Raw genomic sequence first — 21,665 nt, forward strand, 5'->3', positions numbered from 1 at the left:
GCTCTGACGACGACCAGGGGCGGATTAACTTGACCACCTGTCGTTAAACTCGCAGGCTTGAATGAACCTTCGCTCACGATTCCAACGCTGAAACCGCCGGATGCTTTCTAGAAACCATGTTGTGACAACAGGCCGGCGCCGGCTCCTAGCACTTTTGATCCTGTGGTTGCCACTGTCCGGTTGGGCTCAACAGGTCGAGGTCAAAGTCGAGGGCGACTTTCCGGCACTCAAAACCAACGCTGAAGCCTTTATCGGCGAGGTTGAGGGACGTAACGCTACGAATCTGCGGCGGTATGCGTCGACGGCGGTCGACCAGGCGAGCAAGGCCCTGCGGGCACTGGGTTACTACGAGCCTCAGATCACCTGGCGCGTGGAGGAGGGCGATTCCGATGACGGCGCCCGACTGATCCTGACCATCCGGCCGGGTGAACCCGTACGGGTGATGTCGCGTACAGTGGAAATCCGCGGTGCAGCCTCGAGTGACGGCCAGTTTACCGACAACCTGCCCAAGCAGCCTGCCGAGGGCGATGTCCTCAATCACGGCGAGTACAATAACCTGCGCGACACCATCCAGACTCGTGCCCGTCAACGGGGTTATTTCGATGGCAGCTTTGTTGAAAAACGCCTGACGGTAAATCCCGAAGATCGCACCGCTGAGGTAACTCTGGTGTACGAAAGTGGTGAGCGATACCAGCTGGGCGAGGTCACCTTTACCGAGGGCCATTATTTCGAGTTCGATCTGCTCCATGATTTCGTTACCTTCGAGCCCGGCACTCCCTATCACACTGACAAGATTGCCGAGCTGAACCGGGATCTCTCCAGCAGCGGGTATTTCTCAGGGGTCGATATTGATGCCGTGCCAAGCCAGGCCGTGGATGGCGTGATTCCCGTGTCTGTAACTTTGACCCAGCGCCCGCCGCGATCGGTCGGTGTAGGTGTGGGCTTCTCGACCGACGTCGGGCCCCGGTTCCGGGCCAACTGGCGCGAGCATTGGATCAACCCCATGGGTCACAAGCGTGGTGCAGACACCGAGCTGTCCGTGCCGCGTCAGAACGTGAGTGCCTGGTACGAACTGCCGCTGGAGCCCCCCATGACCGATCTGATCCGGCTGACTGCCGGATATCAGCGGGAAGATATCGAGAATGTTGAGTCGGAACTGCTGACGTTTGGCCAGCAATGGCAGCATGAGCTGGACAACGGCTGGCTTCAGGTGCTGTCGGTGCGCTGGAAGGTGAGCGCTACAACATTGGCGATGAGGAGTCCGGCACCAGTAGCCTGTTTTTACCCGGAGCGGGCTATTCCAAGCGTTACGCCGATACGGCACTGGACCCGTCCAAGGGTTACCGCCTGCAGTTTGATGTCACAGGCGCCCATCAGGCGGTGTTGTCGACTGTGGATGTGCTGCATGCCAGCGCGCTGGCCAAGGGGCTGTATACCATCTTTGATAATCACCGGTTCCTGGGGCGCCTTCAGGCCGGGGGCGTTGCCACCAACAGTTTCGAAGATGTACCGCCGTCGCTCCGTTTCTTCGCCGGTGGCGACCAGAGCGTGCGCGGCTATGGTTATGAAACCCTGTCGCCTGAAAACGAAAACGGGGTTCCGGTCGGTGGTCGTTTCCTGCTGGTGGGCAGTGTCGAATATCAGTATCAGTTTGCCGACCAATGGCGAGCGGCGCTGTTCGTGGATCACGGTAACGCTGTCAATGATCTGTTCGATCCCCTGGCTACCGGTGCCGGCATTGGTCTGCGTTGGATCAGTCCCGTGGGGCCGCTGCGCCTGGATGTGGCGAAAGGCTTGAATCCGGAATTTGGCGGTGGCTGGCGTATCCACTTTTCCATGGGGCCTGAATTATGACCGAACAGCGCAAGCCGGTTGGCCCCGACCAAGAGGGTCAGGACACCAACACTCAGGATAAGGCTCGCCGATCCGGCTGGTTCTGGCTGCTGGTGGCCCTGGCCGTTTTGATTCTGTTGCCCGTGGTGCTGATGGTGGCGATCTTGCTGGCACTGAGATCTGAAGCTGGCACCGCGTGGGTAATTGACCAGCTCCCTGGCTTGGAGGTGACAGACGGCCGCGGCTCATTGCTGGGTCAATGGCAGGCGTCCGAGGTGGTCTGGCAGGGTTTTGGTGTGAATGTGGAAGTGGAGTCGGCGCTGATTGACTGGTCCCCCTCCTGCTTGCTGCAAGCCCAGATTTGCCTCGATACCCTCCGGGCCCAGCGTCTGGACGTTCAGGTTCAGCCCTCGTCCAAGACTGAAGAACCCACCAAGGAGTAGACCTGCCGGGGTTCGAATTGCCGGTTGGTGTCCGCGTAGGCGACGTTAACCTGGGCCTTTTCAGCCTGAATGGCAGCCGGGTTTGGGATCGACTGGAGTTATCGGCTGGCGGTTCAGGTGCCGACTGGCAGTTGGAGCGCGGGCTCTACCAACTCGGTGATTATCAGGTGACAGCCTCCGGCCGGGTGACAACCCGTCGTGATTGGCCTGTGGACCTCCATGTGCAAGCGACCCTGCCGCCGCCGTCCGGTGATCGCTGGTTGGTCGACTTGAATCTGACCGGCAGTGTAAGGGATCTCAGGGTCTCCGGGCAGAGCAGTGGCTATCTGGATGCCGCGCTGGAAGGTGAGGTTGCACCGCTGGATACAAGCCTGCCGGTCCGCCTCCGCATCACGTCAAAACAGTTCAGGGCCATGGATTCGGTGCCCGATACCCTGGTGTTGAAAAATTGGTTTGTGACGGCCGATGGCAGTCTGGCTTCAGGATTCCAGACCCGAGGTGAGGCAACCTTGCCGGGCAGTGAAGGCCGATCGCGCTTTCTCTGTCAGGCAAAGTCGACACCGAATCCGCCACCGGCGTGAATCTGGTGCTATCTACCCGCACTTCGGAAGGGGAAGGACAGGCGAGCGTGCGCGGACAGGTCAGCTGGCGGGACGGACTGGAGGCCAGTGCTGATCTGGCACTTGACCGTTTCCCCTGGTACTCGTTGTTGCCGGATATCGAGAAACCCGCTGTTGCGCTGAATCGGGTGGATGGCTCTGTGAGCTGGTCAAAAAGCCAATATCAGGCCAGTGTCGAGGCGGATGTAGAGGGACCTCAAGGCAAGGCAACACTGTCCTCGGAAGTGGACGGAGACCTGGAAAAGGTCACGTTGAACGACCTCCGGGTAGAAACGGAGGCGGGCTCTCTGTCCGGCAAGGGCAGGGTGGCGTTTGCTGGCCCTGTGTCCTGGCAGGCGGCGCTGAAACTTGACGATTTCAACCCCGGTTATTGGCTCCCGGCACTCACCGCGAGCCTAAGCGGGGATATCGAGACTGAAGGCCAGATTCGGGAAGGTGCCATTCCGCTGGTCGAGGCTCGCTGGGATCTGGGTGGGCAATGGCAGGACCAACCGGCAAGTGCCAGCGGCACCCTGGATACCTCTTCCGGGAACTGGGAGGTCTTTGGGCTTCAGGTGTCGGTTGGGGAGAACGAACTGGCGGGTTCCGGGGCCTGGGGCGATCAGCTGCGTGGTCAGTTCAACCTGGCGTTGCCGGCTCCAGGTCACCTTCTGGAGGGCCTGGCGGGCCAGCTGAATGCGGAGCTGAATGTTTCCGGTACGCCTGACGACCCCACCGGAACCTTGACTGCCAGCGCGAAAAAGCTGGCCTGGCAAGACACTGTGACCGTCGCCAATCTGGACGTCGATGCCGCGGTGAAGCCCGGTCTCCGGATCAAAACGTCTATTCGGGCGAAAGAAGTCGCGGCCTCGGGGCAGACTCTCGAGTCGCTGGATATTGCCGTCTTAGGAACTCGTGACGAGCATCGATTGGAAGCCCTGCTTGAGCATGCTGACGCGTCGGTTCGCGTGCTGTTCAGGGGTGGTTTTGACGGTGACACCTGGACCGCCTGGCAGGGTGAGCTCGCCGAGGGGCTGATCGAAATTCCGGACCACGATCAACGCTGGACTCTGCAAACTCCGGCAGCCCTGGCCTACACGGCGACAGGAAAGGGTGAGCTTACGGTGGGCCAGCACTGCTGGCGTTGGCAGCAAAGTACCGTTTGCGCCGAGGATCAGACCCTTCTGCCGACGCCAGACCTGGCCTATCGGATTAACAACTTCCCCGCTACGGCCCTCGATCCCCTGCTGCCAGAGCGTCTGCGCTGGCAAGGTCGCCTGAATGGCGAAATTGACGTCACCCTGCCTGACAGTGGCCCAACCGGTCAGATCAGGATCGATGCAGGCAGTGGGGAGTTCGAGATTCAGGTGGAAGAGGCGTGGGAGCCTCTCAGTTACGATCGTTTTGTTACCGTTTTAAAGCTGAAACCAGACCGGGCTGATCTCGACGTTCAGCTGGCCGGGCCGAAACTGGGGGAGTTGTCAGTACAGGTAGCGGTCGATCCCAGATCGGCGAAGCGTGAGTTGGAGGGACAGTACAGCCTAACCGGACTGGATATTTCCCTGGCTGGTATTTTTGCCGGTCTGGAAGAGGTGTCCGGCCGGATTGATGGCCAGGGCTCTTTGTCCGGACCGCTGATGAAGCCGGCCGTGAACGGCCAGCTGGACCTGACCAATGGGCGTGTCGTTGACCCGACCTTGCCAATTCCGCTTGAGGACGTGGCGATCGGTCTGGCATTGAACGGATACTCGGCGGACATCAGTGGCAAAGTTCGCAGTAATGACCGCAGTGAGATCATCCTGGAAGGATCGGTGGACTGGGCGGATGCTCCGGAAGGGCAGGTGCGGATTTCGGGTGAGCGGATTCCGTTCAGCCTCGAGCCCTATGCCCAGGTTGAACTGGCGCCCGATCTCACCATTGGCTTCCAGCGCGGCGAACTTCGGGTTGCCGGTAAAGTGGGCGTGCCCCGCGGCAGCATTGAAATCAGGGGGCTGCCGGAGCAGGCGGTTACCGTCTCCGAGGACGAGGTGATCGTCGGGGTGGAGCGGGAAGAGCCGACGATCAAGAATCTGGATATGGATGTCACCGTAGTTGTCGGTGAAGATCAGGTTACCTTTGATGCCTTTGGCGTAACTGGCGATCTTGAGGGCACGCTGCGGATTGGCAATAACCTGGACACCCGGGGCACCCTGAGGCTGGTCAACGGCACGTACGAGAAGTTTGGCCAGGAACTGGAGCTGCGTACCGCCCGCATCCTGTTCGTCGGCAATTTGACCCAGCCTTATCTGAACATCGAAGCAGTGCGCACCGTGGACACGGTGGTGGCGGGTATTCGATTGAGCGGACCGGTGCAGTCGCCCACTACCGAGGTTTTTTCGACGCCGGATATGCCCCAGACCGACGCTCTGTCCTACATCATTCTCGGACGCGCACCGGAGAGTCGGGGTGATGAAGGTCAGATGAGTGGTGCTGCCATTTCCCTGGGGCTGACCCAGGCAAATAAAGTGACCGGAAAGCTCGGGGAAGAGTTTGGTATTGATCGGCTGACACTTGAGGCGGAGGGCAGCGGCGAACAGACCTCAGTGGTGGCCAGTGGCTACCTGACCGAGGAGCTCAGTGTCCGTTACGGGGTCGGTGTGTTCGAGCCGATCACCACCGTGGCCCTGCGTTATGATCTGGGCCGTTATTTCTATCTGGAAGCGGCCAGTGGCCTGGCCGCTTCCCTGGATATCTTCTACACCCGGGATTTCTGAAGTCAGTTCAGCTTGAAGGTAGCATTGACTGCAGCGGTGACCTCCCGGATACCCACGTTGGTCACAGTGTCGGCGCTACCCTTGGCCTCTGCCATCATCATGGGCATGGGTCGGAAACCGCCATCCACATTGATCGAAACCACCTCGCCGCAGCTCTGTTGCAACTGTTCGGCCACAAAGTCGCAGCGCGAACGGGCATCGGCGATGGCATTGGCCAGGGCCTGGCGTTCCAGCCCGTCTTCGTCGGAGTGGAAAAACTGGTTCGGCCCCAGGTGATAGGTCAAGCCGATGGACTGGGCCTGCTCAAGCAAGGGGTTGAGCAGGGCAAGATCGTTGATCTGGAACGATACCGTTTGTGAGGCCACGGCACGGGTCCGGGGCTCTTCATCGCGGTCCCGGGAGGGCAGGGTTCGACTGTATAGATTCACGTTCGCGTCGGAATAGTCCTGAAGCCGGGCCTGGTATTCGTCGATGGCCTCGCGCCACTGACTCATGAGTGTGGCGACCTGTTCGGTGGCCTGCTGCGGTAGTTCATGTTCAGCACTGGCGGTAAATTGCAGTCGGGCGCTGTCGGGCTGATAGCGTACGCTGCCTTCTCCTTTAAGTGACACTTCGCCGGCTAGGGCAAGCGCGGGTAAAAAGACCGGTAGAAAGGCCAGTGGGGTGCAGAGCAGTCGTAGGCAGGTCTTTGGGTTCATCGATTATCCTTCCTGTGAACGCAATTCGAGCCCGGACTCTTCGGTTTCCGGTTCCAGGCGACTCAGCTTGAAGTTCAGGGCGGCCTGGACGAACTCCTGAAAAATTCGACGATGGCCGCTGTGGTAAAGCAGATATTCTGGATGCCACTGCACACCCATCAGCCACTGGTGGTGGGTGTTTTCAATGGCTTGCACAAAATGATCGTTGTCGAGGGCGACCACCCGGAGATTTTCGCCTAGCCGTTTGATGGCCTGACTGTGGATGCGATTGGCGCCGATCACCGAGGACTGCATCAGGCGCCCAAGCCGGCTAGGGGTCACCAGACGCACCGTTTGCATCGGCAACAGCAGTGGTCGATGCCGCGTATTTACCCGCAACGGGGTGACGTTCTGGCATAGGGAGCCACCGTGGAATACATTGATAAACTGGGCGCCGCGACAGATACCCAGCACCGGAATCCCTATGCGCTCGGCCTCTTCCAATAGCCGCCGGTCGGTGGCGTCACGCTTCAGGTCGTAGTGGGCAGTTACCTGTGGCTGCTGGCCATAGCGCTCCGGATGCACGTGGGTACCGCCGGACAGAACCAGGCCATCTAGCAGCGGTACGTTGGTGTTGGAACCGGGGCGAATGTAATGGGTGCGAGCACCCTGCATTCGCAAACCCAGGCTGATCAGGCGCTGGGCGGTTCCTTTCCGGGCCGGGCCGCTGATGCCAATGGTGAGTCCTGGAATTTCCCTGTCCATTTCCTTGCGCTCAGACATAACCTCTGCTTTCTAGCCACTCGGTAGTGGTCTCTAGCCAGCTGTGTGTCAGGTTGTGCAGGTTGATCTTGCCGCTCTCCCGGTAGAGCGCCCGAAGCTCGGCCAGTTGCGAGGCATTGCCGGCGATCTGTTCCAGGATCACCCAGTCGTTCCAGACACTGGAAAAGTGCCAAGAAGGGTTATCTATGTCGCAGTCGGGCAGCCGGTAGTGCAGGGTGGGGCGGCTCTTGATTCGCGGATCGACCACGTACTCACTGAGCAACTCATCGTCCAGGTGGGCGAACAGCGGCAACAGATCAAGTGCCGGTTCCGGGTCGGATTGGAATCCAGATAATCGCGCATCAGCTGCGCCTGGTCCGGGTTGTACTCGTCCTTCATTAATAGGTCGACGTACTTGCTGCTCCAGGGTTCAATGTAGGTGGTGAACTTCCGGCTGATATCCAGCTGGTGGCGGGATTTTAGCCAGTCGTAAAGCACCGCGAACGCCTGAAAATAACGCACCAACGTACCCGGCTGCAGGTCCGGAAGCTCCGGGTTCAGCTGCAGGCCGAAGGCGTAATAGATGGCTTCCCGACTACCCAGTGCACCTTCTCGCGCAGTGTCTCCATCAGCGCTTCCACCCGGGTCACGTGGGAAAACGGCACCGGTGGGCTGATGATCTCAAGTGGCACGATGCGCTCAGCGGCGGCGTCGATTACTTCCATGGCCTGGCCGCCCAGTTCGCGGATGGAATCAGGCAGGCGCTCATCGGCCAGATCCAGATCCTTGATCGGGTCGGAATCCAGCTCAATGGTGAAGTCACCCAAGTCTGTTGCCAGCTTGGTCACATAGCGGGAATCAAGCTTGGGTTCAGCGTTCAGGCAGCGCGCCACCAGTTTTACCAGCGCCTCGTAGCCGAGCCCCGACAATTCGATCTCAATCCCGACGCGGCGTTCGTCGCCACCTTCGGTGTTCATGATGTCTGGCATCTTGCAGTCACTGGATTGAGTCATAGCACTCCCTAGCACGGTAGTTTTGGTGGATTCACCATACCACACTCGCCATTACGTTAAGGGTTACGCACGCGATAGAAAATCCGATGTCGGCCTTTACACTGGATAAAACACTGTATATAGTCATTTTACTGTATATAAAAACAGGGCTGGCAAAAGGTCGCCGGTTCCGGGATCCATGTAATGGACGTGCAATGGAGTAGCTCAATGAAGCTGACAGCAAGGCAATCTCAGGTGCTGGATATTATCCGCCGCTATCTGGACGAAACGGGTTATCCGCCGACCCGTGCGGAAATTGCCGCGGAGCTTGGGTTTCGCTCCGCAAACGCCGCCGAAGAGCATTTGCGTGCCCTGGCCCGTAAGGGAGCCATTGAAATGGTTCCCGGTGCCAGTCGCGGTATCCGGTTGCCGGAAGCAGAGGAAGATCTGGGTTTGCCGGTTATTGGTCAGGTGGCTGCGGGTAGTCCAATCCTTGCCCAGGAGCACATTGAAGATCACGTCACGCTCCAGCCTAATTTCTTCTCACCGTCAGCGGATTACCTGCTGCGAGTGCGGGGCATGAGTATGAAGGATATCGGTATCCTCGACGGCGATTTGCTGGCGGTACACCGCACTCAGGACGTCCACAACGGTCAGGTAGTAGTGGCCCGAGTGGGTGAAGAAGAGGTCACGGTCAAACGCTTCCGTAAGGAAGGGTCGAAGGTCTACCTGATTGCGGAAAACGATGAGTTTGCGCCTATTGAGGTGGATCTTACCGAGCAGCAGCTGTTTATCGAAGGGTTGGGAGTGGGTGTGATCCGTAAGTCGGATCTGCACTGATCCTGTCAGATTGCCACAGAGAGTCGGAAAGCGGGTGAATCATGGAACAATTGAGCTTCAATCAGAATATGGCTTATCAGCACGGTGCCCTGTCTCGTGCGGTCCCGCCTCTGCGGCCGCTGAGCGACGTTCTGTGATACGCGCCCGTCGCCGGACCGAGAAAGCCGAGCCTGCGGTGACTGGCAACGTTACCGAGATCATTCTGCCGGAAGGGCAGGTTGAAAATTTCCAGCTCTTGCTGCCGATGTTGACCCAGCTCAATCAGGAGCGCCGTTGGTTAGCCTGGATCGATCCGCCGCAGGCGTTGGTGAGCAAGTGGCAAACCATGCACGGTATTGTAACCGGCGAGTTGCTGGTCCTGAGATCCACCGCTGACCACTCAGCGCAAGAGTTGGCCGAGCGGGCACTGAGTGCCGGAACCTGCCACGCGGTGGTGCTGTGGAGCCGAAAGCTTGCAAAGCCAGCGTTCGAGGCCCTGCAAAGGGCGTCAGCGACCGGTAACAGTCATGGTGTGGTCCTTCGGCAGCGCTGAGGCCGCGCCTTAAAAGAAGTCTCAGTGCAGGGTGTAGGAAGGTTGGGGCTCGGCTGCCTCAAGTTCATCGTCTTCCCAGTCAATGTCGTGGGCGACGTTGCCAACTGCTTCAATGCCAGCGGCGATCATCGCCTTGGCCACGTTCATATCCCGGTCTTCCATCATTTCCCGTGCTTCATCGGAAAAAGAGATCTTCACAAGCGGTGCGCTATCGTCGTCAATGCGGCGCAGTGCATAGTCGCCGTTGCTTAGTTGTACAATTTCAAAAAATGACGGTGACATTCGTTAAACCTTTCAATTAGTGAGGCCTGGGGTGCCAGCGGTTGGTTACCACTCGCTGTGCTGTTCTTCCAGGGCATCGGCAAAAATTTTCATGTCGTTCAGCGTCTGGTGCAGGGCGTCGATGGAACGGTCGGGCCCGGTATCGGCAGACACCGCAATGATGTTCTCCGCAGACACTGACTTGCGGGTGACCGGTGGCCGAGCCTGGGATGCTGCCAGTTGATCGAGATGGTTCCACCAACTGTTGGCCTGACCTGCCAGTTGCTTCAACTGCGAGACCTCACTGGTCTCATCTCCGATCAACGCCGCCAGCTCATCAAGCGTTGCTGGTTCTTCCGTGCGGTGCTGGTAAAGACGAGCGGTCATCACCAGCAAAAGTCCGCGAGCACGCAAAAGCAGCTCAATGGAGCCCTGTTTCACCGCTTCACGGCCAAGGGCCTGCGCCGCCTCGTAATCCGATTGCGGGGCGCCGGAAGTCGCCTGGCTCAACAGAACCCGCGCCAGTACCAGTTTCTGCGACACCAGTGAATGCCATTGTGAGGCCATGCGTTACCTGCGATTCCGATGCGGTTCATACAACCCGTTTAGTCAGTCAGCCAGCTTAACATTTTTGGCTGGAAACTTCTTCCCCCCAGATATGTAAGACAGTAACTGGGCCTCTGGGAGGCAACTGAGTAAGCTGTTTCGGTGGCACTGTGTTCTGAATTACCATGGGATATAGGTAAGGTCTGCACTCGATACGGTTTTGGATTAGGTGTTTGAACGACGGTTTTCCGGCATATTGCGCTAATCTTGGTATTTGCGGCGGCTCTTTCACAGCTTTTGCCGCGTACTGACATCTAATTTTTTGTTTGTGAGCGGCGTAGATCCGTCCTCACGTGCATCTACAGGAGAAAGCAGTATGGCTGATCCCCGGGAACACCTGGATCGTTTTGACCAGCTGATGGCAGACCTCGGACGTGCGCTGAGCGACCAGGACTGGGATCGGCTCGTGAAACTGAATCGCCAGGTTCAGCCTGCGGCCGAGCCCTTGATGGCGGCGCTGGAAGCTCAGGAATTGAGCGCGGATGAGGTGCGGACCCGGCTGGAGGAGATGCAGCAGCTGGTCGAGGCGATGGATCAGGGCGCCGTTCGGGCCCGGCAAGAAGCGCAGGATGCATTGAAAGGTGTAAACCAAAATCGCAATGCTGCGAAGATGTATCAAAACGTTTCTTCCAATCGTCCAAAATAGCGTCATAAAATTGACTCTGAGACCTGTAGAGTCTTAAATACCGCTCAAATCCTTCAAGAGATCTTGGTGAATGTCCAAAAATAACAAGGTGCTCGTGCTGAGTGACGATGATGCTAGACGCAGGGACATGGTCACAATTCTTGAGTTTATTGGCGAAGAGCAGGTCGTTGACGGCGCTGGCGCGTTCGAGCTTCTGAAGTCTGCTGATGCCGAGAGCCTTAATGACATTGGAGTTGCCGTCATCAATGGCGAGGACGACAACGTTGTCGATACCATTGCCTCCATCTGTGCGGGCACCCAGGGTGTTCCACTTCTGCTGGTTGGTGATCCTCCGCTCAAAGGTTTGTCCACCGAAGACACCGCCCGGGTGATCGCGCGGATGGAATGGCCGCTTAATTACACCAAATTTGTTGATTCGCTGTATCGGGCCCAAATCTATCGCGACCAGTTCAGCCGTTCCCGAGAGCGTGGCCAGCAACGGGGCCTGCAGCTGTTCCGGAGTTTGGTCGGCACATCTCGCAAGGTCCACCAGGTGCGCCAGCTGATGGAGCAGGTCGCCGATAAGGACGTCAGCGTGCTGATTACCGGTGAGTCCGGTACCGGCAAGGAAGTGGTCGCCCGCAATCTGCATTATCACTCGGCACGCCGCGACAAACCGTTTGTGCCGGTGAACTGTGGCGCTATTCCGGCGGAGTTGCTGGAGAGCGAGCTGTTCGGCCATGAAAAAGGGGCGTTTACGGGTGCTATTACGGCACGGGTAGGGCGCTTTGAAATGGCAGAGGGTGGCACGTTGTTCCTGGACGAAATCGGTGACATGCCGTTGAACATGCAGGTCAAGATTCTGCGTGTGCTTCAGGAACGGACCTTTGAGCGGGTTGGCAGCAACCGGACCTTGTCTGCGGATGTGCGGATCATTGCGGCGACCCACAAGCATCTGGAAGACATGATCGAGTCCGGCGACTTCCGTGAAGATCTGTATTACCGCCTGAACGTCTTCCCCATCGAAATGCCGGCACTGCGTGAGCGGGTGGAAGACATCCCGCTGCTGATCAACGAGCTGATCGCGCGCATGGAAAAGGAAAAGCGTGGCTCGTTGCGGATGAATTCAGCGGCGATCATGAGCCTGTGTCGCCACAATTGGCCGGGCAATGTGCGGGAACTCGCGAACCTGGTGGAGCGGCTGGCCATCATGCATCCGTACGGGGTGATTGGCGTCCAGGAGCTGCCAAAGAAGTTCCGGTACGTGGACGACTACGACGAGAACCGCCCGGTGGAAGACACCGGAATGCCATCGGCAATTCCGGGCCTGGTGGGGCTGGATGCACCAGCGCTGCTGCCGGTCAATGGCATCGATCTGAAGGATTACCTGTCGAATCTGGAAAAGCAGCTGATCCAGCAGGCTCTGGATGAGGCTGGTGGTGTGGTCGCCCGGGCGGCCGAGAAGCTCCGGATCCGGCGAACCACTCTGGTGGAGAAGGTTCGAAAGTACGGGCTCAGAGAAGAAGAGCCGGAAGAATCCTGAGTATGAGTTGGGGCACTTTCTGGCGACAGAAAGCCCCGGGGCCCTCCTGAATTGCGGCGTCAAAGGTTTGTAACCGATGGCGCCGTTCGCGTTTCTGGCCGACGTAAAACCGTCACGGTCTGTCTTTTGGATTTCCTTTCTTACTGATAATTAACGAAAAAACTGAGTTGGCACGGTGCTGGCTTACTATCCCTGCAAACGAATAATCCGAATGGTGCGGCCTAACGGTTGGGCCGGTCAGGGGGCGAAGGTATGAGTCAGGCACATTTTGTTATCCAGTCCGAGGCACAGAAGGCCGGGGCGAATGCAGCGGCAGACGTCAACGATAAGGTCACGGCCCTGTTCCCGGAGCAGGACGACGAGGCGGTAGATTCGGCGTTGGAGCTGTTCAACCGCATGTCCCGGCAGATTACCGATTCCTACCGTACCCTCGAATCCCGGGTGAATCAGCTATCCGGTGAGCTGTCCCAGGAAACCATGCAGCGCCAGCAGGAACTGGAAGAAAAAGAGCAACTTGCTGACCGCCTGTCGACACTGCTGAAGGCACTACCTGCGGGCGTGGTGGTACTGGACAGTCAGGGTGTTGTGACCCAGACCAACCCAGCGGCCATTTCGCTGTTGGGGGAGCCTCTCGACGGCGAGCGTTGGGTAGATGTTATCCGTCGGTGTTTCGCACCGCGTCGGGACGATGGCCACGAAGTTTCCCTGAAAGACGGTCGCCGGGTGAGCATTGAAATCCGGACCATGGAAAACCAACCCGGTCAGCTGATCCTGCTGACGGACCTGACAGAAACCCGCCAGCTCCAGTCGCAGCTTTCTCATGCCCAGCGCTTGTCTGCCATGGGCAAGATGGTGGCTTCGCTGGCGCACCAGATCCGTACTCCTCTGTCAGCAGCCATTTTATATGGCGGCCATCTGAGCCAGGAAGATCTTGATGAAGAGATGCGCCAGCGCTGCGCGTCCCGCTTGATGTCCCGTCTCACGCACCTGGAACAGCAGGTGCGCGACATGCTGATTTTCGCCCGTGGTGAGACCCGGCTGGCGGAGGAGTTGTCCGCTGAGACCTTGGTATCGGCGCTGGACTCTGCGGTAGAGGGTCTGAAACTGAATGCAGGAACCACGGTATCGATTGTGGACGAGGTTTCTGGCGATTGCCGGTTGATGTGTAACCGCGATGCGCTGGTCGGAGCTTGCACCAACCTGGTCAATAACAGCCTGGAAGCCGGCGCCACTGCGGTTGCCGTGCAGGTGGTGGCCGAGGGCAGTGAGCTGGTCATCCGGGTGGTCGACAATGGCCCGGGATTCCCGTCCGCGGAGGCTGGGCGTTTACTGGAAGCGTTCTACACCACCAAGTCCCACGGTACCGGTCTCGGCCTGGCGGTTGTCCAGGCTGTGGTAAAGGCCCATCAGGGCCAGTTCCATATTGAAGCGCTGGGGCAGGGTGGCGCGGTTGCCACCTTGCGCCTGCCGCAACTGAAGAATAACTTTTAATCGGAGGCAACCATGGCCAAGGCCCAGATTCTGATCGTTGAGGATGACCATGACCTGCGTGAGGCGTTGGTGACCACATTGGAGCTGTCCAAGTTCCGGGTGCGCGAGGCAGCCAATGCCCAAGAGGCGCTGGCCCGCCTGGCAGAAGCGCCGGTGGACATGGTGGTCAGCGACGTCAACATGCCGGGGTTGTCTGGCCATGAACTTCTGGCCGAAGTGCAGCGATTGTACCCGGGCCTGCCGATGATGCTGATTACCGCCTACGGTCAGATCAGTCACGCGGTCTCCGCCATGCAGGCTGGTGCCATCGATTATCTGGTCAAGCCGTTTGAGCCTCAGGTTCTGGTGCAGGCGGTGAGCAAAATCGCCGGCGGCGTGCGTCAGAAGTCCTCGGATGCGCCTGTGGCCGAAGACCCGATCAGCAAACGCATGTTCCAGCTGGCTACCAAGGTGGCCGGCAGTGATTCGACGGTGATGATCTCGGGCGAAAGTGGCACCGGCAAGGAGGTGCTGGCCCGCTTTATTCACCAGCAGTCTCCCCGGGCTGAACAGCCGTTTGTTGCCATCAATTGTGCGGCCATTCCCGAGAACATGCTGGAAGCGATCCTGTTCGGTCACGAGAAAGGCGCGTTCACCGGCGCGGTGGCAGCCTCGCCGGGTAAATTTGAGCAGGCCAATGGCGGTACGATTCTGCTGGATGAAATTTCGGAAATGGACCTGGGGCTGCAATCCAAGTTGCTGCGGGTGCTGCAGGAGCGAGAGGTAGAGCGCGTCGGTGGTCGTAAGACTATCACCCTGGATGTCCGGGTGGTTGCGACCACCAACCGCGATCTTGGCGATTACGTTCGCGAAGGCAAATTCCGGGAAGATCTTTACTACCGGCTGACCGTGTTCCCGATGCACTGGCAGCCCTTGCGCGAACGTCCGTTGGACATCATGCCGTTGGCCACGTCGCTGCTGAAAAAGCACTGTAGCAAGATGAAGCTGACTGGCATCACCTTCGCTGCCGATGCAAAAAACGCGTTGATGGGTCATCCCTGGCCCGGCAACGTGCGGGAACTGGATAACGCGATTCAGCGGGCGCTGGTTCTGCAGCAGGGCAATGTTATTCATACCGGTGATCTGTGCCTGGAGCTCGGCATCACTGGTCGGCCCGTCTCGCCCGCACCGGTTGCAGCAAGGCCAGCACCTGAAGAAGGTGTTGAACAGGCCGGCGCATCGGAGGGCTACCTGCGTGGTCAGTCGGCGGACGATGAACTGCCGGCACTCGGTGCCGATGAGCCCTCGGCGGCCAGCTCCTTGGGCAGTGATCTGCGCCAACAGGAGTTCCGTATCATTATTCAGACACTCAAGCAGGAGCGTGGGCGTCGAAATCGCGCAGCGGAGCAGCTCGGCATCAGCCCGCGGACCCTTCGTTACAAGCTTGCTCAAATGCGCGATGCAGGTATCGATCTGGATACCGAACTGGCCACGGCCTGACCTCTGTTAAAGACTCCTTCATTGGGCACTCATATGAGTGCCCTTTTTTATGGACCTTAATGTCGCTCCGGGCGCTTCCTACAGGCGCCTCCTGTAATCGCTTCAGCGCTGTCAAAACTCCGTCGCACGCTGATCGCCGCTCCCTGAATTACTAATTAACTTTCTGATATATATCGTTAAAGTTTAGTTGGCCCGCCGATTGCTTTTATTACATTAATATAATTCCATGAGTAACTCCGCCATGGCTAGCGGCGGAATTGGGAGAGAGTTATGGTCCAGCGTGCCGACATCAATAGCGTCCTGTCAGACATTCGCTCACTGCGTTCCCAGATGATGCAGAATCAGCAAATCCAGCAGGATCAGTCGGTGCGAGGTCGAATTGACGGCCCGCGCCAGGTTCAGGAAACACAGGAAACATCGACCTTCAGCGATATGCTGGGCAAGGCGGTGAATAATGTGAATGAACTGCAGCAGACCACCGGCGAACTCCGGACCGCCTATGATATGGGCGATCCCAATGTGGACATCACCCAAGTGATGATTGCGGCCCAGAAATCCTCTGTCTCCTTCGAAGCACTGACCCAGGTTCGTAACCGGGTGGTTCGCGCTTACGAAGACATCATGAACATGCCGATCTGATAACGGAGCAGAGCAATGGCCAGCGTTCCTGCACAAACCACGTCTTCCAATGTTCCGGCATCCCAGGCATCCGATGGCCCTGAGAGCGGCAGCGATATGTTCCTGGGCTTTAATCGTCTGAACCTTCTGCGTCAGATTGGCCTTATGGTCGGCCTGGCGGCCAGTGTGGCGCTGGGCGTTGCCGTAGTGTTGTGGGCGCAGGAGCCGAATTACCAGCCGGTAGTGGGTGACCTGTCCTCGTACAACCCCCAAGACGTCACCACCATCCTCGAAAGTAACGGTATCGACTACAAGATGGATCCCAGAAGCGGTGCGCTGCTGGTTCCGTCCGATCAGGTCTACAGTGCACGCCTCAAGCTGGCCGCCGAGGGTGTCACGGATCAGCAAACCATGGGCTACGAGCTGCTGGATCAGGATCGCGGTCTGGGCACCTCGCAGTTCATGGAAACAATCAGTTATCGGCGCGGCCTGGAGGGTGAACTGGCCCGTACCATCAGTGCCATGCGCGGCGTTCGCAGTGCCCGGGTGCACCTGGCCATTCCTGAGCGTTCGGTGTTTGTCCGGGACGCCCGCGAGCCATCCGCCTCTGTATTCCTCGAGGTGTTTGCCGGTCGTCGTCCGGAGCAGGAGCAGATCAATGCGGTGGTGAACCTGGTAGCCGGCAGCATCCCGATGATGAAAAAAGGCAACGTTACGGTCGTGGACCAGAATGGCAGCCTGCTCACGGGCCAGGAAGGCGGCGGCGAAACCGACCGCATGCAGGATCAGTACGAGTACACCTCGAAGGTCGAAGAACGACTGAGCCGGCGAGTGACATCGCTGATTTCACCCATCGTGGGTGAAGGCCGGTATCGGGCCGAAGTTTCCGCGGATCTGGATTTCTCCTCGGTGGAGCAGGCGGAAGAGTTGTTTAACCCCGAACAGCAGGCGGTCCGCAGTGAGCGGGAAATGACCGAGCAGAGGGTGTCCGGAGCAGGGCCATTGGGTATTCCGGGTGCGCTGTCCAATCAGCCTCCGGCCGACGCCACTGTGCCTGAGCAAGCCGCCGCCGGCGACGGTGAAGAAGCTGCTCCGGCAAAGCCCATGGATGTCCGGCGCGAAGCAACGCGCAACTATGAAATGGACCGTACCGTCAGCTACGTGCGTCAGGAGTTGGGGCGTATCAAGCGGGTGACCGTCGCGCTGGCCGTGGACGACATGAAGGTGGTGGATCCGCAAACCGGTGAAGTCAGTTTCCAGCCCTGGCCTGAGCAGGAGCTGCAACGCCTGAGCATGTTGGTGCGGGATGCGGTCGGCTATTCTGCGGCCCGTGGTGACAGTGTTACGGTAATGAACACCGCCTTTGCGCCGGAAGAATCCATTGAATTCGAGGCCCCGGGATTCTGGGAGCAGCCCTGGTTCTGGGACTTGATGAAGCAGGTGCTGGCCGGCCTGGTTATCCTGGTCCTGGTGCTGGGTTTGCTGCGCCCGACCCTGAAGAGCTTGTCCGGTAGCGGTCAGCGTGAGCGCAGTGGTTCCGACAGCGATCGTGGCTACGGCGACCTGGACAGCATCGAAGGCGGCCAGGAATTGCGCCAGGCTATGTCGGGCCAGGACGATCTGCTTTTGCCCGGCGCCACTGACAGCTATGATAGGCAACTGAATTCTTTGAAAGGCCTGATAGCAGAAGACCCCGCCCGGGTTGCCCAGGTCATGCGCCAGTGGGTGAACGTTGATGACTGATCAAGATAACCAGCCAGGAGCCGGCGCCCCCCAGAAGCCGCAGCGCAAAATCTCGCGGGTCGAGCAGGCCGCTATCCTGCTGATGTCCCTGGGCGAGGCCGATGCAGCACAGGTGCTGAAGCACATGGGCCCGAAAGAGGTCCAGCGTGTGGGTGTGGCCATGGCCCAGATGAAGGATGTCAGTAAAGACGACGTTACCTTTGTGCTGAACCAGTTCGTTGACGCCGTGGGCGGCCAGACCGGTCTCGGCGTGGGCAATGACGATTACATCCGTGCCATGCTGACCCAGGCCCTGGGCGACGATAAAGCTGCCAGCCTGATTGATAGAATTCTGATCGGGGGCAACACCACCGGTCTGGACACCCTCAAGTGGATGGAACCCCGTGCCGTGGGTGACATCATTCGTTACGAGCACCCTCAGATTCAGGCCATCGTTATCTCCTATCTGGACCCGGATCAGGCCGCCGAAATTCTCGCCACCCTGGACGACAAGGTCCGGCTCGATGTGATGATGCGGGTGGCCTCCCTGGAAAGTATCCAGCCCCAGGCCCTGCAGGAGTTGAATGACATTCTGGAGAAACAGTTCTCCGGTGGCTCCGCCGCGCAGACCAGTCGGATTGGCGGTATCAAGCGTGCGGCCGACATCATGAACTTCATGGATCGCAGCATCGAAGGCAACCTGATGGATTCCATCAAGGACATGGACCCGGATCTGGCGTCGACCATCGAGGACCTGATGTTTGTCTTCGACAACCTCAAGGATATCGACGATCGCGGTATCCAGGCGCTGCTGCGGGAAGTGTCTTCCGAAGTGCTGGTGGTCGCGCTCAAGGGCGCCGACGATGCGGTTCAGGAAAAGATCTTCAAGAACATGTCCAAGCGCGCTGCCGAGCTGCTGCAGGATGACCTGGAGGCCAAGGGCCCGGTTAAGGTCAGCGAGGTTGAGGGAGCACAGAAAGACATCATCACCGTGGCCCGACGGATGGCTGAAGCGGGTGAAATCTCACTCGGCGGTGCCGGCGAAGAAATGATGTGATGAAAGATTCCTCCAAGGATCTCAACCGCATACCGAAGGAGCAGCTGACCGCGTACGAACGCTGGGAGTTGCCCCTGCTGGATGCCCGTGGCAATGAAATTGCCCGGGAAGAGGAGCGTGACGTCAAACCTTTGACCGCCGCCGACCTCGGGGAGATCCGCAAGGCGGCGCGCGAGGACGGCTACAACGAGGGCCGGGAAGCGGGATACCAGGCCGGACTGGCCGAGGGTAAGGCTGAGGGCCACGAGGAAGGGCTTCAGACTGGCGTCGCCGAAGGCTGGGAGCAGGGCGAAAAACAGGGCTATGAAGAAACCCGCAAGGAAATCGACACCAAGCTCGATCGCCTTGAACATCTCATGAGCGAACTGCTGCTGCCAATTCGCCGCCACGAAGACGAGGTGGAAACCGCGCTGGTGAATCTCACCACGGTCCTGGCACGGGCGGTGGTATTCCGGGAGTTGTCCCTGGATTCGTCCCAGATTCAGAGTGTGGTACGGAAGGCCCTGGCGGCGTTGCCATCAACCGCTGAAAACCTACGCATTCATATCCACCCTGACGACGAAACCTTTGTGCGCGAAGTGACCGCGCGGCTGGATTCGACCGCCTCGGTCGTTGCCGACGACACCATTTTGCCCGGTGGCTGCACCGTCCAAACCCGCCACAGCCTGGTGGATTTCACCGTTGAGAAGCGTTTTCAGCGCGCCGTCCAGAGCATGCTGGCGCAGCAAGCCGACGATGGCGAGGCTGGCGACGTGGAAGAGTTGGATGCCCTGATGGGCGATCTCACCGATTTTCAGCGCGACGTGCTGAGCACTCCCGAACCGCAAGACCTCTCTCCGCAAGTCCCCTCTCCGCAGGACGAGCCGCAGGATGAGTCGAACGACGACAAGGACGCAGGCGATGACCTCACGTCTGGCTGATCGGCTCAATAAGTTCCAGGATTTTCTGGGTGACGAACCAACTCCGGAGTTGTCCGGCCGGCTTACCCGCATGGTCGGACTGACCCTGGAGTGTGTTGGTTGCCCCATGGTGGTGGGCGATCGGTGTGTCATTGAGAGTCAAGGCGCCGGCACCATTGAAGCGGAAGTGGTGGGCTTCGAGGACGACCGGGTTTATCTGATGCCACTCACCGCCATTGATGGCCTCAAGCCGGGTGCCCGGGTGGTGCCGGTGTCGGCTGCCAGTCGCGTTCCCGTAGGTCCGCAGATGCTCGGGCGTGTGGTGGACGGCAGTGGCGAGCCGCTGGATGGCAAAGGGCCGTTGCAGGCTGAAGCCCGGGTAGCGCTGACCGGCGATATCATCAACCCACTGAACCGTGCGCCGGTGCGGCAATCCATGGATGTCGGTATTCGTGCCATCAACTCCCTGCTGACCGTTGGCCAGGGCCAGCGCCTGGGGCTGTTTGCCGGCAGTGGTGTGGGTAAAAGTATGCTGCTGGGTATGATGACCCGGTTTACCGATGCCGATATTACCGTGGTGGGCCTGATCGGTGAGCGGGGCCGGGAGGTCAAGGAATTCATCGAGGACATCCTGGGTGACGAAGGCCTGTCCCGATCCGTGGTGGTGGCGTCGCCTGCCGACGATTCCCCGCTCATGCGCTTGCGTGCAGCCATGCTGACCACACGAATCGCCGAGTATTACCGGGATCAGGGCAAGCGGGTGTTGTTGTTGATGGATTCACTCACTCGCTACGCCCAGGCCCAGCGTGAAATCGCCCTGGCTGTCGGCGAGCCGCCGGCAACCAAGGGCTATCCGCCCTCTGTCTTCGCCAAATTACCCCAGCTGGTTGAGCGTACCGGTAATGGCCGGCCCGGTGGTGGTTCGATCACCGCGTTCTACACCGTGCTGACCGAGGGGGATGATCAGCAGGATCCCATTGCCGATGCCGCCCGGGCGATCCTCGATGGCCACATTGTGTTGTCGCGCCGCCTGGCGGAAGAGGGTCACTATCCGGCCATTGATGTCGAGGCTTCCATCAGCCGGGTTATGCCTCAGGTCACCGAAACCGAACACTTTGCCCGCGCCCAACGGTTCAAACAGGTTTATTCCCGCTATCAGCAGGCCCGGGATCTGATCAGTGTTGGCGCCTACGTCAAGGGCTCGGATCCGGAAACGGATTTTGCTATCGCCCACATCGCCAATATGCGCCAGTTTCTTCAGCAAGGGCTGAATGAGAGTGCTCCGCTGAAAGACAGCATTGAGCAGTTGCTTGCGGTGGTGCCGGAGCGGCGGTCACCTGATCGCATCAAATCGGCGGCGGTGAATTCCCCGCCCGGCGGCTCTGGGGCTAGAGGCTGATGCTTCGTTCCCGGCGCCTGGAAGTCGTGTTAACCCTGGAGGAGCGCAAGGAGCAAGAGGCGCTCGAGCGCATGGGTGAGGCTCGCAAACTGGCAGAGCAGCAGCGGGAGCAGGTCAATAACCTGAACCAGTACCAACAGGAATATCGGGATCAGATTCGTAACAGCCAGCAGGGTGTCGTTGACGTGCGCCGCCTGCAGTCCTGGCAGGCTTTTATCGCCCAGCTCGATCAGGTCATTGTTCAGCAGCAGAAACAGCTCGACCAGGCCGAGAAAGTCTTCGACGCCCGGCGGGCCGAATGGCAGCAAGCCTACGAGCGCAAGCGGGGAATGGAGAAGTACATCGAGACCTGTCGCCAGCAGGAGCAGCGTGAGCAGGACCTGAGTGAACAGAAACTGGCCGATGAAGCGGCGGGTCGGGCCTTTGTTCGCCGGCGCGATAAAGGTTGTAAAACGTTGGATTCTGACCAGTGCAATTTAGTCGTGTTGGGCTATCCTTACCCCAAGAAGATTCGCCCGGAACCGGGTCGTTCAA

At 59.0% G+C, this 21,665-nt stretch carries 17 protein-coding genes and 4 pseudogenes; 16 read left to right on the forward strand and 5 right to left on the reverse strand.

Going from position 1 to position 21,665, the window contains the following annotated elements; genetic code table 11:
- The first annotated feature begins 100 nt into the window (after nt 1-100).
- From AU14_RS12610 to AU14_RS12615, 4 genes and pseudogenes are all read left to right on the forward strand, one after another.
- A pseudogene (locus AU14_RS12610) lies at nt 101-1,854 on the forward strand (autotransporter assembly complex protein TamA).
- Nucleotides 1,851-2,276: a hypothetical protein gene (locus AU14_RS21740; protein ID WP_236744056.1), complete on the forward strand. Its 426-nt coding sequence runs from the start codon at nt 1,851-1,853 to the stop codon at nt 2,274-2,276. The pseudogene AU14_RS12610 and the gene AU14_RS21740 overlap by 4 nt, the downstream one beginning before the upstream one ends.
- 17 nt (nt 2,277-2,293) lie before the next feature.
- Nucleotides 2,294-2,857 carry a hypothetical protein gene (locus AU14_RS21745; protein WP_236744057.1) on the forward strand — a complete coding sequence of 188 codons (564 nt, stop codon included), beginning with the start codon at nt 2,294-2,296 and terminating at the stop codon, nt 2,855-2,857.
- A 47-nt stretch (nt 2,858-2,904) separates the two neighbouring features.
- Nucleotides 2,905-5,628 (forward strand): translocation/assembly module TamB domain-containing protein, encoded by a 2,724-nt coding sequence (locus tag AU14_RS12615; RefSeq protein ID WP_236744058.1) that lies wholly within the window; start codon nt 2,905-2,907, stop codon nt 5,626-5,628.
- 2 nt (nt 5,629-5,630) lie between these two features.
- On the opposite strand, the gene AU14_RS12620 is transcribed toward AU14_RS12615, so the two are convergent.
- The 3 genes and pseudogenes from AU14_RS12620 to AU14_RS12630 all read right to left on the reverse strand — a co-directional run bounded on the left by AU14_RS12620 (nt 5,631) and on the right by AU14_RS12630 (nt 8,080).
- Nucleotides 5,631-6,326, reverse strand: coding sequence for an SIMPL domain-containing protein (locus AU14_RS12620; RefSeq protein WP_052472045.1), 696 nt, complete (start codon nt 6,324-6,326; stop codon nt 5,631-5,633).
- 3 nt (nt 6,327-6,329) lie between these two features.
- Nucleotides 6,330-7,088 (reverse strand): gamma-glutamyl-gamma-aminobutyrate hydrolase family protein, encoded by a 759-nt coding sequence (locus tag AU14_RS12625; protein WP_041341295.1) that lies wholly within the window; start codon nt 7,086-7,088, stop codon nt 6,330-6,332.
- A pseudogene (locus AU14_RS12630) lies at nt 7,081-8,080 on the reverse strand (amidoligase family protein). Before AU14_RS12630 ends, AU14_RS12625 begins: the two are co-directional and overlap by 8 nt.
- Before the next feature lie 207 nt (nt 8,081-8,287).
- On the opposite strand from AU14_RS12630, the gene lexA reads away from it, so the two are divergent.
- Both lexA and AU14_RS12640 read left to right on the forward strand, forming a co-directional pair.
- A complete protein-coding gene (gene lexA, locus AU14_RS12635; protein WP_041341298.1) occupies nt 8,288-8,899 on the forward strand; it encodes a transcriptional repressor LexA in 612 nt (203 codons plus the stop codon).
- A gap of 41 nt (nt 8,900-8,940) precedes the next feature.
- A pseudogene (locus tag AU14_RS12640) lies at nt 8,941-9,431 on the forward strand (cell division inhibitor SulA).
- A gap of 21 nt (nt 9,432-9,452) precedes the next feature.
- Here AU14_RS12640 and AU14_RS12645 read toward each other — a convergent pair.
- Nucleotides 9,453-9,713 carry a hypothetical protein gene (locus AU14_RS12645; protein ID WP_041341306.1) on the reverse strand — a complete coding sequence of 87 codons (261 nt, stop codon included), beginning with the start codon at nt 9,711-9,713 and terminating at the stop codon, nt 9,453-9,455.
- Between the two features lie 45 nt (nt 9,714-9,758).
- On the reverse strand, nt 9,759-10,259 hold the full coding sequence (locus tag AU14_RS12650; protein ID WP_041341308.1) for a DUF6586 family protein: 501 nt from the start codon (nt 10,257-10,259) through the stop codon (nt 9,759-9,761).
- A 355-nt stretch (nt 10,260-10,614) separates the two neighbouring features.
- Here AU14_RS12650 and AU14_RS12655 point away from each other — a divergent pair, with 355 nt between their 5' ends.
- From AU14_RS12655 to fliJ, 10 genes and pseudogenes are all read left to right on the forward strand, one after another.
- On the forward strand, nt 10,615-10,944 hold the full coding sequence (locus AU14_RS12655; protein ID WP_041341311.1) for a hypothetical protein: 330 nt from the start codon (nt 10,615-10,617) through the stop codon (nt 10,942-10,944).
- A 70-nt stretch (nt 10,945-11,014) separates the two neighbouring features.
- Nucleotides 11,015-12,466, forward strand: coding sequence for a sigma-54 dependent transcriptional regulator (locus AU14_RS12660; RefSeq protein WP_041341314.1), 1,452 nt, complete (start codon nt 11,015-11,017; stop codon nt 12,464-12,466).
- A gap of 252 nt (nt 12,467-12,718) precedes the next feature.
- A complete protein-coding gene (locus AU14_RS12665; RefSeq protein WP_041341316.1) occupies nt 12,719-13,957 on the forward strand; it encodes a sensor histidine kinase in 1,239 nt (412 codons plus the stop codon).
- Nucleotides 13,958-13,969: 12 nt separating this feature from the next.
- A complete protein-coding gene (locus AU14_RS12670) occupies nt 13,970-15,436 on the forward strand; it encodes a sigma-54-dependent transcriptional regulator (protein WP_041341318.1) in 1,467 nt (488 codons plus the stop codon).
- A gap of 270 nt (nt 15,437-15,706) precedes the next feature.
- On the forward strand, nt 15,707-16,075 hold the full coding sequence (fliE, locus tag AU14_RS12675) for a flagellar hook-basal body complex protein FliE (RefSeq protein WP_041341321.1): 369 nt from the start codon (nt 15,707-15,709) through the stop codon (nt 16,073-16,075).
- Between the two features lie 15 nt (nt 16,076-16,090).
- Nucleotides 16,091-17,797 (forward strand): flagellar basal-body MS-ring/collar protein FliF, encoded by a 1,707-nt coding sequence (gene fliF / locus AU14_RS12680; RefSeq protein ID WP_041341324.1) that lies wholly within the window; start codon nt 16,091-16,093, stop codon nt 17,795-17,797.
- Entirely contained in the window at nt 17,790-18,833 is a 1,044-nt protein-coding gene (gene fliG, locus AU14_RS12685) for a flagellar motor switch protein FliG (protein ID WP_041341326.1), read from the forward strand. The genes fliF and fliG overlap by 8 nt, the downstream gene beginning before the upstream one ends.
- Complete coding sequence (locus AU14_RS12690; RefSeq protein WP_041341329.1) at nt 18,833-19,753, forward strand: flagellar assembly protein FliH; 921 nt, start codon at nt 18,833-18,835, stop codon at nt 19,751-19,753. Before fliG ends, AU14_RS12690 begins: the two co-directional genes overlap by 1 nt.
- Nucleotides 19,734-21,131: a flagellar protein export ATPase FliI gene (fliI, locus tag AU14_RS12695; protein WP_041341331.1), complete on the forward strand. Its 1,398-nt coding sequence runs from the start codon at nt 19,734-19,736 to the stop codon at nt 21,129-21,131. Before AU14_RS12690 ends, fliI begins: the two co-directional genes overlap by 20 nt.
- Nucleotides 21,131-21,568 (forward strand): annotated as a pseudogene (gene fliJ, locus AU14_RS12700) (flagellar export protein FliJ); the annotation flags it as partial. The gene fliI and the pseudogene fliJ, both read left to right, overlap by 1 nt.
- Between the last annotated feature and the right edge of the window lie 97 nt (nt 21,569-21,665).

The organism is Marinobacter similis (genome assembly GCF_000830985.1).
Lineage (GTDB): Bacteria > Pseudomonadota > Gammaproteobacteria > Pseudomonadales > Oleiphilaceae > Marinobacter > Marinobacter similis.